10 protein-coding genes are annotated in these 12366 nt (G+C 42.4%); 2 read left to right on the top strand and 8 right to left on the bottom strand.

Annotated elements, in window-relative coordinates:
* Window positions 1-15: 15 nt before the first annotated feature.
* Window positions 16-654 carry an MBL fold metallo-hydrolase gene (locus NXX38_RS17680; protein WP_004311627.1) on the top strand — a complete coding sequence of 213 codons (639 nt, stop codon included), beginning with the start codon at window positions 16-18 and terminating at the stop codon, window positions 652-654.
* A gap of 108 nt (window positions 655-762) precedes the next feature.
* The gene (gcvP, locus tag NXX38_RS17675; RefSeq protein ID WP_195649741.1) at window positions 763-3612 is read left to right on the top strand and encodes an aminomethyl-transferring glycine dehydrogenase; all 2850 of its coding nucleotides are present in this window, start codon (window positions 763-765) and stop codon (window positions 3610-3612) included.
* 204 nt (window positions 3613-3816) lie between these two features.
* Here gcvP and NXX38_RS17670 read toward each other — a convergent pair whose 3' ends face one another.
* From NXX38_RS17670 to NXX38_RS17635, 8 genes are all read right to left on the bottom strand, one after another.
* Window positions 3817-4386, bottom strand: coding sequence for a nitroreductase (locus tag NXX38_RS17670; RefSeq protein ID WP_074636536.1), 570 nt, complete (start codon window positions 4384-4386; stop codon window positions 3817-3819).
* Window positions 4387-4453: 67 nt separating this feature from the next.
* Entirely contained in the window at window positions 4454-5539 is a 1086-nt protein-coding gene (locus tag NXX38_RS17665; protein WP_258980458.1) for an HpaII family restriction endonuclease, read from the bottom strand.
* Window positions 5540-5618: 79 nt separating this feature from the next.
* Window positions 5619-6422, bottom strand: a complete 804-nt coding sequence (locus NXX38_RS17660) for a C39 family peptidase (protein ID WP_254883833.1) — start codon at window positions 6420-6422, stop codon at window positions 5619-5621.
* A 41-nt stretch (window positions 6423-6463) separates the two neighbouring features.
* Window positions 6464-7081, bottom strand: coding sequence for a YigZ family protein (locus NXX38_RS17655; protein ID WP_074636540.1), 618 nt, complete (start codon window positions 7079-7081; stop codon window positions 6464-6466).
* A 250-nt stretch (window positions 7082-7331) separates the two neighbouring features.
* Entirely contained in the window at window positions 7332-8579 is a 1248-nt protein-coding gene (locus NXX38_RS17650; RefSeq protein WP_148367242.1) for a DUF1015 domain-containing protein, read from the bottom strand.
* Between the two features lie 162 nt (window positions 8580-8741).
* On the bottom strand, window positions 8742-9662 hold the full coding sequence (locus tag NXX38_RS17645; protein ID WP_099145779.1) for an NAD(P)-dependent oxidoreductase: 921 nt from the start codon (window positions 9660-9662) through the stop codon (window positions 8742-8744).
* 98 nt (window positions 9663-9760) lie between these two features.
* Window positions 9761-10828: a 3-phosphoserine/phosphohydroxythreonine transaminase gene (serC, locus tag NXX38_RS17640; RefSeq protein ID WP_099145780.1), complete on the bottom strand. Its 1068-nt coding sequence runs from the start codon at window positions 10826-10828 to the stop codon at window positions 9761-9763.
* Between the two features lie 205 nt (window positions 10829-11033).
* Window positions 11034-12362 carry a DEAD/DEAH box helicase gene (locus NXX38_RS17635; RefSeq protein ID WP_195649742.1) on the bottom strand — a complete coding sequence of 443 codons (1329 nt, stop codon included), beginning with the start codon at window positions 12360-12362 and terminating at the stop codon, window positions 11034-11036.
* Window positions 12363-12366: the final 4 nt, after the last annotated feature.

Below are 12366 nucleotides of genomic sequence, written 5' to 3'. Positions count from 1 at the left end.
AATCATAGAGAAACCATGAAAATAAAAAGATTTGAATTTAATATGTTTCCCGTAAATTGCTACGTATTATGGGATGACACTAAAGAAGCAGTCGTAATTGATCCGGGCTGTTTCTATGAAGAAGAAAAGCAGGCACTGAAAAAGTTCATTCTGACCAATGAACTGAATGTAAAGCATCTGCTGAATACTCATTTACACCTGGATCATATCTTCGGAAATCCGTTCATGCTGAAAGAATTCGGATTATCGGCAGAAGCAAACAAAGCAGACGAGTACTGGATTGACGAAGCACCGAAACAAAGCAGAATGTTTGGTTTTCAGTTGCAGGAAGAACCTGTACCACTGGGCAAATACCTGCATGACGGAGATATCATCACTTTCGGACATACCAAACTGGAAGCGATACACGTGCCCGGACATTCACCCGGCAGCTTGGTGTACTATTGCAAAGAAGACAACTGCATGTTCTCCGGCGACGTCCTGTTCCAAGGCAGCATCGGCCGCGCTGATCTCACAGGAGGTAACTTCGATGAACTGATAGAGCATATTTGCAGCCGTTTATTTGTTCTCCCCAACGAAACAGTCGTTTATCCGGGGCACGGTGCTCCCACGACTATCGGAATGGAGAAAGCTGAAAACCCATTTTTTAGATAATAAAAAAGAATAAGTATCAAGTATTAGGTATTAACAAGGTGAATCGCCCATTAACTGCGGTAATACTTAATACTTGATACTTAACACTTAATTTAATACTTGATTATTATGAAAACCGATTTGTTAGCTAGCCGTCACATCGGCATCAATGAACAAGATACAGCCATAATGCTCCGCAAAATTGGCGTGAACTCACTGGACGAACTGATTAATCAGACAATTCCCGCCAATATACGGCTGAAAGAGCCACTAGCATTGACTAGTCCGCTGACGGAATACGAATTTGGAAAACACATCGCTGAACTGGCAGCTAAAAACAAACTATATACTACATATATCGGTTTGGGATGGTACAACACGATCACTCCGGCCGTTATCCAGCGGAATGTATTCGAAAACCCGGTATGGTATACTTCTTACACTCCGTACCAGACAGAGGTATCGCAAGGACGTCTGGAAGCATTGATGAATTTCCAGACAGCCGTATGTGACCTTACTGCCATGCCACTCGCCAACTGCTCACTTTTGGACGAAGCAACTGCCGCCGCCGAAGCCGTAAGCATGATGTATGCCTTACGCTCTCGCGCACAACAGAAAGCCAATGCGAACGTAGTCTTCGTAGACGAGAATATTTTTCCGCAGACATTAGCTGTTATGACTACACGTGCCGTACCCCAAGGCATCGAACTACGTGTAGGCAAATATAAAGATTTTGAACCTTCACCGGAAGTGTTTGCCTGTATTCTGCAATATCCGAACTCACATGGAAACGTAGAGGACTATTCCGAATTTACCGAAAAGGCACATGCTGCAGACTGCAAAGTAGCTGTTGCCGCTGATATTTTAAGTCTCGCCCTGCTAACTCCTCCGGGAGAATGGGGAGCAGATATTGTATTCGGAACCACACAACGTCTGGGTACTCCAATGTTCTATGGCGGTCCGTCGGCTGCTTTCTTTGCTACCAAAGATGAATATAAACGGAATATGCCGGGACGAATCATCGGATGGTCCAAAGACAAATATGGCAAGCTCTGCTACCGAATGGCTTTACAGACACGTGAACAACATATCAAACGGGAAAAAGCAACTTCAAATATCTGTACCGCACAAGCACTATTAGCTACTATGGCAGGCTTTTATGCTGTTTATCACGGTCAGGAGGGTATCACTACAATTGCATCGCGTATACACAGCATTACTGTATTTCTTGAAAAGCAATTAAAGAAATGCGGATATACACAAGTCAACGCTCAATACTTTGACACCTTACGTTTCGAATTGCCCGAACACGTTTCGGCACAGCAAATCCGTACGATAGCACTTACCAAAGAAGTTAATCTGCGCTATTATGAAAATGGCAATGTCGGTTTCAGCATTGACGAAACAACAGACGTGGCAGCTGCCAATGTGTTGCTCTCGATTTTTGCCATTGCCGCCGGAAAAGATTATCAGAAAGTGGACGATATTCCGGAAAGAAGCAATATCGACAAGGCTTTGAAACGTACAACGCCTTTCCTGACACACGAAGTATTCAGCAAGTATCACACGGAAACAGAGATGATGCGTTACATCAAACGTCTGAACCGCAAAGATATTTCTCTTGCACAATCTATGATTTCCCTCGGTTCATGTACAATGAAGCTGAATGCAGCCGCGGAAATGTTGCCTTTAAGCCGTCCCGAGTTTATGGGTATGCACCCGCTGGTCCCGGAAGACCAGGCAGAAGGTTATCGTGAATTAATCAAGAACCTAAGTGAAGATTTGAAAGTTATCACCGGATTTGCAGGAGTCAGCCTACAACCCAATTCGGGTGCCGCGGGAGAATATGCAGGCCTTCGTGTGATTCGTGCCTATCTCGAAAGTATCGGTCAGGGACACCGGAACAAAGTCTTGATTCCGGCTTCGGCTCACGGAACAAATCCTGCGTCAGCTATACAGGCAGGCTTTGTGACTGTTACCTGTGCATGCGACGAGCAAGGGAATGTAGAAATGGCCGACTTGCGTGCAAAAGCAGAAGAGAATAAAGATGATTTGGCTGCACTGATGATTACTTATCCTTCTACACATGGTATCTTCGAAACCGAGATAAAAGAGATTTGCGACATCATTCACGCCTGTGGTGCACAAGTATATATGGATGGAGCCAACATGAATGCACAAGTAGGATTAACCAATCCGGGATTCATCGGTGCGGATGTCTGCCACTTGAATCTTCATAAAACATTCGCTTCCCCTCATGGTGGCGGAGGTCCGGGAGTCGGTCCTATCTGCGTAGCCGAACATCTGGTTTCTTTCCTTCCCGGACACGGAATCTTCGGCAACTCACAAAATCAAGTATCAGCAGCTCCATTCGGCAGTGCAGGTATTCTGCCTATCACATATGGATATATCCGTATGATGGGTGCGGAAGGACTGACACAGGCAACTAAAATTGCGATCCTGAATGCCAATTATCTGGCTAGTTGTCTGAAAGATACCTATGGAGTTGTTTATCGGGGAGCCAACGGTTTCGTAGGACACGAAATGATTCTGGAATGCCGGAAAGTACATGAGGAAGCAGGTATCTCGGAGAATGATATTGCCAAACGTCTGATGGATTATGGTTATCATGCTCCTACCCTCTCTTTCCCTGTCCACGGTACGTTGATGATTGAACCGACAGAAAGTGAGAGTCTGGCAGAACTAGACAATTTCGTAGATGTCATGCTGAATATCTGGAAAGAAATTCAAGAAGTAAAGAATGGCGAAGCGGATAAAGATGATAATGTATTGATTAATGCTCCTCATCCGGAATACGAAATTGTAAGTGATCGTTGGGAACACTCATATACACGCGAGAAAGCAGCCTATCCTATAGAAAGCGTACGTGATAATAAATTTTGGATAAATGTAGCTCGCGTAGATAACACCTTGGGAGACCGCAAACTGTTGCCAACCCGATATGGATCTTTTGACTGATATGTCCTTTTGAAACAGGGCAGACAGTCTACCTAAATCAGGAAAGATAGTATAAAAATAAAGCGGCGTTTTAGGAGTCCTAAAGTGCCGCTTTAAGTATCGTAAGACACCGCTTTAAGCGTATTGAGGTGTCGGACCAAGAACATCAAGGTACCGCTTCAAGAATAATGAAATGTCGTTTCACAAATAGAGTGCCGGGTATTTCTATTCCACGATGGTTATCGCACCGGCTTTTATCTTTTTCTCTTTCATCGGAATCTTAGGATCGGCATATCCCAGAGCTACACAACCGTAGACTTTATGATTGGCAGGAACACCTAAAGCAGTAATAAATTCACGAACCTCCGGATCGTCACATGTTGTTCCCAACTGATTGATCCAACAAGAGCCGATACCTAAAGACTGGGCAGCCAGAAACATATTTTCTATAGCACAGGCACAATCCATACCAGCCCACCATTGAGTAGGCTCATTAGATACAATCACTAAAGTCGGAGCATGATAATAGCAACAATAAGTCTTGCTATGTCCACGTTCCTGCAAACGAGAATCGTCGCTTTTTGCAAAAGCTCCTTTAATCCGTTCATTCAGTTCTGTCAACTTATCCATATTTTGAATAGCTGTAAAATGCCATGTTTCCAAATGCATTCCACTCGGTGCATAAGTTGCAGCTTCCAAAATGGCCTGCAAATCCTCTTCTGAAACTTGCTGGCCTGTATAAGCCCGTACGCTACGGCGTGCTTTCATGTTCTCTAAAACTTCATTTGTTTTCATGGATAACAAGTATTTTATATAAGTATGTCATCATTATTAGTTTGACTCATCAATGCTTCGTACTTTTCTACCGTTTGACCAGCCCAATCTTTGCATTCAGTTTGAAATAATAGACTCCATTCTCCCTCTCCAAAAATCCGTATTTGTCTTTCTCTAAAGATCCTTTTTCTAAACGAGTATTTAGAAACAAGAAATCCTCCATTATTTGCTTTTCCGATTTATGATAACAGAGCACTTCTCCACTTCCATCCACCAACAGAATACCTTCCACAGCCGAATCCAATCCATTGTAAATCTTTGCAGGACGCATTCCCAATGCTAATGCCATCAAGAACTGCTTCATCTTGAATTCATAGAACTTATGCTTATTGATTAGTTCATCTTTAATCTTCAACGGATTCATTTGTTTGATAATTTCTGTCAACTCACCAATACGGGAGATGCCATCCAAATGCATGATACGAACCATTTCTGTCAGTACACGTGGAAAATGCAGATCAATCATCAACAGATTACTGCGGAACACACGGTCGGCTACATCAGCGTATTTAAGTACGCCACCCAAACGTTCGATCATCATCATCCGTTCGGCAACCTCATTCGGAGATTCAGGCAAAGCATTGATTTTATTCACTGTTGGAGTAGCAAATTTGATTCCGCTCTGTTCCAATTTAAGATTCGCTGCACGTCCTCCGTCCAGCAATGGATTCATTGCGCCCAATCGTGAGCGGACATTGAACCCTCTTAACGGAGCTTTCGGATGCCAAAATGCAACGGAAAAATCTGTGCGATCTTCTGTTTTTGCTTCCAAATCGAAAATGGCAGCTTCGTCTAAAAACTCTTCTACTCCTTCCGGAGAAGCAACATCATTTTCCGAAGAAGATTTCACTGCCTGCAATATCAGATCAGCTACAATACCAAAATCTTCACGAGGCATGGACTTACTCCCATTCTCTCCTTCTATACGAATCGTATCTTCTTCAATATAATATTGACGTGTTCCATCATGTTCTTCCCGTTGAATCATTGCAACAGGCCAAAATGTATCTCCCTCCTTTGCTTCTGCCGTGCCTAACACTACTTTTCCGTCTGCTAAGAGACGAAAGAAAGAATAGAGTTCGCACCATTCTTTTTTGGTTGCTTCAAATGCCATATATTTTTGTTCTTCTTTATTTTACTACAAATGTTTTATCTTAATCCTACTACTGAATTTTCCTAACTATGAGTTGCTTCTACTGATTGATAACCTGCGGTAAGGCTACAGACGACACAACCGGAGGAACTATATGAGTCACCTCCTCCAATGGAGGGAGCTTGCCTACTTGTGCAAACAGGGAATTTCGTATCCATTCTCTAGGAGTGACTATGATAAATCGTCCCGTCCAACAACCATCAAAATAGGAAGGGTTACCCGGCTGTTTCTTAATAGGATAACAGATGTTTTCTCCTTTAGTCCGCATCTCCGGCGAACGTCCGGGATCATTCACCCACACATGTTTATCATCAATGCCGCGAAGTACCATCCAATGCCCTCTCGGACCGGGACGCAAACCACGAACTGCGCCTGTATATCTCACATTCACAAGCACAGGAATGCCACGATCAATATAATCTTTCAATATCCGGTAATCTTTCTGCTGGAAATGTTCGGCACTTATCATGTTTTCATAATAACGTGTCAACGAATCAATTTCAAAAGAATAATATCCTCCCTGCCCTATCGAAGTACGGCGACGGAAAGGAGCACGTTTTTTCAGAAAGTAATTCCGCTGATATTCAATTAGTTTCTTTTCTGCATCCTGGGCTGTACGTTGTGTATCAGCCGTCATTCCCTTAAAATAATCAAAGACCATTAACGAAGAAGCCAGAGAGCAATGCGAGTAAGGACATCCCGCGATTTTCTGCGAATACCACGGAACAGGAATATTATTAGGAGCCAGTTTTTGAGCTTCCTGTACTTGTGCCTGCGCCTGAACGCTTATCCATACAAAGGAACTTAAAAACAGACTAAAAATTATGTGACATTTATTTATCATGCGATCCACTCTCTATCTCTATTACCACTCTAATACTTTACCTACAACATATTCTCATCATCAAGGATCCGCGCTGTCTCCACCTTCTCCAAACGTGCACGCAACTTAGACATCATCGAACGACGAATCCGCAATGTCATGCTACAATCCATATCATACGACTGATTAAGAATCTCCGGTTCTTCTTCTTTCACAATGCGCATAACATCGTTCATAAAAGGATATTCAAACATTACCGTCACCTCCTCATCTACCGTCTTTTCTATAATGGTAGCGGCAGCAATAGCTTCAGCAGCAGCAGCCTTGTAAGCAACGATCAATCCGCTCGTTCCCAATTTGATTCCTCCAAAATAACGGACTACTATAATCAGTATATCCGTCAGTTCATTCGAGTTTATCTGTCCGAGAATGGGTTTACCCGCTGTTCCGGAAGGTTCTCCATTATCATTGGCACGGAAATCCTTTCGTGCAGCTCCCAACATATAAGCATAGCATACATGCCGTGCATCATAATACTTTTTCTGATACGTTTCAAGATGCATCTTTATCTCATCGAGAGTACGCACAGGAAGGGCTATAGCAATGAACTTGCTTCGTTTTTCCGTATAAATACCTTCGGAAGGCTCAATGATGGTTTTATAAGTATCTTCAGCAGTCATGTTGCAAAGATACGGCTTTAATAAGAAAAGTCAATCTATCGTTTGGAAATATTAATGTTCCACTTATCAATGACAGGTAGTTGGGGGGATTGAAAATAGTGACGCTATCCAATAAAAATAGTGACGGTATACCACAACGATACCGTCACTATCCCGGGCATATCCCGTCACTATTTTTTCTACATCAATCAAGCGTCACATCTATTGATATAATTCCCGTCAACAATGATTTTCGCATAACAGATATTTCTTAATCTAACTTATGAATCACCAGCCCTGAACGGAGTTTCGGTTCAAACCAAGTAGTCTTCGGCGGCATAATATTGCCTGTATCTGCAATATCCATCAACTGTTTCATAGATACAGGATAGAGAGCCAAAGCCACTTTCATTTCACCACTATCCACACGTTTCTTGAGCTCTCCCAATCCACGGATACCACCTACAAAATCAATACGTTTATCAGAACGCAGATCCTTTATGCCTAAAATTTCATCCAAAATCAGGTTGGAAGAGATTGTAACATCAAGCACCCCAATAGGGTCGTTATCATTATACGTACCGGCCTTAGCGGTCAAGCTATACCATTTACCACCCAAATAGAGTGAAAAATTATGCAAGCCGGACGGTTTATAGATGTCCGCGCCTTTTTCTTCTACTACAAAGTTTTTATCAAGTGCAGCCAAGAATTGTTCAGGAGTCAAACCATTAAGATCTTTCACCACACGGTTGTAATCAATAATGGTCAACTGATTTGCCGGGAAGCAAACAGCCATAAAGTAATTATATTCTTCATCACCGCGATGATTTGGATTCAGTTTTGCTTTCTCTGCTCCCACCAATGCAGCAGCGGCAGAACGGTGATGCCCGTCAGCAATATAAAGGGCAGGCATTTTAGCAAATTCGGCAGTAATTGCAGCAATATCTGCCTCCTGGTCGACAATCCAGAAAGTATGTCCAAAACCATCACCCGGAGCGATAAAGTCATAAACCGGCTTATTTGCTGTATATTTCTTTATTATAACATCCAACTTCTCATTGTCAGGATAAGCAAAGAAAACAGGTTCAATATTAGCGTTGTTCACACGTACATGTTTCATACGATCCTCTTCCTTGTCACGACGGGTAAGCTCATGCTTCTTGATAACCCCGTTCATATAATCCGGGACATAAGCACCGACTACCAACCCATATTGTGTTTTCCCGTTCATCGTCTGGGCATAGATATAATAGTTTTCCATCTTATCCTGCACCAACCAGCCTTTGTCCTGAAACAGTTGGAAATTCTCGGCAGCTTTAGCATACACCTGTTCGTCATGTTCATCCGTACCAACAGGGAAATCTATTTCCGGTTTAATAATATGATAAAGAGACTTCTCGTTACCTTCCGCTTCTGCGCGGGCTTCTTCAGAATTCAATACATCATAAGGACGTGAAGCGACCTGTTCTACGAGGTCTTGCGGAGGACGAATGCCCTTGAAAGGTTTGATTATTGCCATGATATTAGTATTTTATATGTAAAAAATTAAAGCCACAGACTTCTTGAAAATCTGTGGCTCAAATATACTACTTATTTCTAAAAAAGACATTCTGCAACGGATTGTTTTTATTCAGATACTACCATAGTTATCCTAAAAAATCCGGCTGACTTATTCAGAATCTTATTTGTTTACTCTAAATTTCTCGCAACCATCTTTCAAGAAGCCAACAATTTGTTGAGCGGCAGCAATACCGGCATTGATATTTGCTTCAGCAGTTTGAGCCCCCATCTTCTTGGGAGTTGAGAAATAACGTCCGGCAAACTTTTCTGCAAACTCTGCGTTAGCAGCAGGCATGATATCTGTGATATATTTGAAGTCTGCACGATCTTCCATCAATTTAATCAGTTCTGCTTCATTAATCACTTCCTTACGGGCAGTGTTTACCAACATAGCACCTTTCGGCATATCTTTCAACAGAGCATAATTGATAGAGTTCTTTGTTTCGGCAGTTGCCGGAATATGAAGAGATACCACCTGGCAAGTCTTATACAATTCTTCTGCAGAATCAAGTGCTTTCACACCATCTTTTTCGATTACTTCTTTCGGACAAAATGCATCATAAGCATACACTTCCATTCCGAAACCTTTGGCAACACGAGCTACATTGCGACCTACGTTTCCATAAGCATGAATACCCAATTTCTTGCCCATCAATTCCGTACCGGAAGTTCCGTTATAGAAGTTACGGACAGCATATACCATCATACCCAAAGCAAGTTCGGCAACAGCATTAGAGTTCTGTCCCGGAGTATTCATCACACATACATTGTGAGCAGTGGCAGCAGCCAGGTCAACGTTGTCATATCCTGCACCGGCACGGACTACGATTTTCAATTCTTTAGCAGCATCCAGCACCTCTGCATCAACAATATCGCTACGGATAATGATAGCATTAGCATCTTTTACTGCATCCAGCAATTGAGCCTTATCAGTATATTTCTCAAGTAAAGCAAGCTCAAATCCGGCTGCTTCTATTTCTTTACGGATACCATCTACTGCAACTTTAGCAAACGGTTTTTCAGTAGCTACAAGTACTTTCATAATCTAATTCTGTTTATAAAGACTCACCACAGATTACCCAGATTCTCACAGAATTAAAAAATCTGCGTCCGTCTGTGTAATCTGTGGTGAAAATATTATTAATGAAGTTTTTCAAATTCCTGCATGCAGTCGATCAAAGCCTGTACGCTTTCTTTCGGCAGAGCATTGTAGCAAGATGCACGGAAACCACCTACAGAACGGTGTCCTTTGATACCTACCATGCCTCTTTCAGTAGCAAACTTTAAGAAGTCCGCTTCAAATTCCTTGTATTCAGGAGCCATTACGAAACAGATATTCATGCGTGAACGGTCTTCTTTGGCAGCAGTACCAACAAACATTTTGTTACGATCGATTTCAGCATACAGCATATCAGCCTTTTCGATGGCACGACGTTCCATTTCTTTCACACCACCCTGTGCTTTGATCCAGCGCAGGTTCAACAATGCAGCATAGATAGGCACTACCGGAGGAGTATTGAACATAGAACCGTTATCAATGTGTGTCTGATAGTTCAGCATTGACGGGATGTAACGGGAAACCTTACCTACAGCGTCATTCTTAACGATAACGAATGTAACACCTGCAGGAGCCAGATTCTTTTGTGCACCACCATAAATACAGATATATTTAGAAACGTCGATCGGACGTGAGAAAATATCAGAAGACATATCGGCAATCATCGGAACTGGAGAATCGAGGTCTTTCTTCAATTCTGTACCGTAAATTGTGTTGTTAGTCGTGATGTGGAAATAATCTGCGTCTGTTGGGATTGTATAATCTTTGGGGATATAAGTATATGTAGCTTCAGCAGAGGAAGCAACTTCTACAACTTCACCAAACCCTTTAGCTTCTTTCATTGCTTTCTTTGCCCATACACCAGTGTTCAGGTAAGCAGCCTTTTTTTCGAGGAAGTTATAAGGAACCATGCAGAACTCCATACTAGCACCTCCGCCCAAGAACAGTACCGAATAGCCTTCGGGGATATTGAGTAATTCCTTGAATAATGCCTCTGCTTCGTCAACCACAGGTTGGAAGTCTTTGGCGCGGTGGCTGATTTCCATCAAAGAGAGACCAGAGCCGTTGAAATCTAAAATAGCCTTCGCTGTATCCTCTATCACCTCACGCGGAAGAATGGAAGGTCCTGCATTGAAATTATGCTTTTTCATTTGAAGTTTGTTTTTGGTTTAACAATTTCGTTACTTTTGTCTTTTGACCTTGCGAATTTACGAATTTATTTCCGCTGAACAAATCTTTCCTTATAAAAATACTGTTTTAAAGCAGATTTCCCTTTCTTTTTATTGGTTTATACAGGATATATACACCATTTTGTTATCCATAGATGTCAAGTAAGGTATCTTACAGAAAAGATCTTTACTTCGCTTCTTCTATAATAGTCTTCATTCCTTTGATTTTCTCCCCCTGAATCAGATTCAAGAGCTGCTTCACCTTAGCCCGGCGAATAGCAACGAAAGCATAATGCTCTTTGACGTCAATCGCTCCGACATCTTCGCGGGTCAGATTTCCTTTTTTATATAAGAATCCGGCAATATCCATCCGGCTAAGTTTCTCCTTTTTTCCTTTACCTATATAAATGGTAGCCCAAACCGATTTCGGAGGACGGGGAGGATTTTCAGGTAACACTACTGTTTCCATATCTTCCGGAATATAAGGAGGAAGTTTCTCTTCGGCATGCAAAATCAGATAGGACGTTCCGGTAGCATCCCAACGTGCTGTTCGTCCATTGCGGTGCGTAAAAGCTTCTTCATTCACCGGCAAATGATAATGAACAATATGTCCTACCTCCGGAATATCCAGTCCACGGGCAGCCAAATCGGTAGAAATCAACACATGACAACTGCCGTTACGGAATTTGTAGAGCGCACGTTCGCGGTCCGGCTGTTCCATACCACCATGGAAACGTTCTGCAGACAGTTTTTTATCCGCCAATAACTGATGCACACGATCCACTGCATCCCGATGATTACAGAATACGATGCTCGAACTGCTTCCCAATGTACAAAGCAGATTATATAAAGTATCAATCTTATCTTTGGAAGGAGAAAGCACCTTCATCAGTTTCAAACGGGCCCCCTGTTCTTCAGAAGCGTCCGAAAGAAAATCCAACTTCACCGTGCGGTTCAATCCTGTAAATTCAGGAATCTCTTCAGCATCGGTAGCCGAAAGTAATATACGTTTTTTTAATCCCGGAAGCTGCGTGATAATCTCTGCCATTTCATCATGGAAACCAAACTCCAAAGATTTGTCAAATTCATCGATAATTAAAGTCTCAATGGTTTCAGGATTGAAATTTCCTTTCGACAGATGGTCGGTGATACGTCCCGGAGTACCGATGATGATAGCAGGATGATTACCCACTATACTCTTCTTTTCTTCAGCGATAGGATGTCCACCATAACAACAACAGGTTTTCCAGGGAGTCCCCATTGCTTTGAACACAGAGTCAATTTGTAATGCCAACTCACGTGAAGGAACCAGAATCAGCACCTGCACGCTGTCATCATTCGGTTTTAGGGTAAGAAGCAAAGGCAACAGATAGGCCAATGTCTTGCCCGATCCTGTCGGTGACAACAGTATAACGTCTTTTCTTCCGGTAGCTTGTTCAAGTGATGCTTCCTGCATCGGATTCAGCTCTTTAATCTTCAAATTGCGGAGAGCCGACTGTATAATTTCATTTTTCATACAA

Source organism: Bacteroides sp. BFG-637 (assembly GCF_024793605.1).
Lineage (GTDB): Bacteria > Bacteroidota > Bacteroidia > Bacteroidales > Bacteroidaceae > Bacteroides > Bacteroides vicugnae.
Note: the sequence above shows the minus strand (reverse complement) of the source record. Positions and strands in the feature narration are given on the sequence as shown.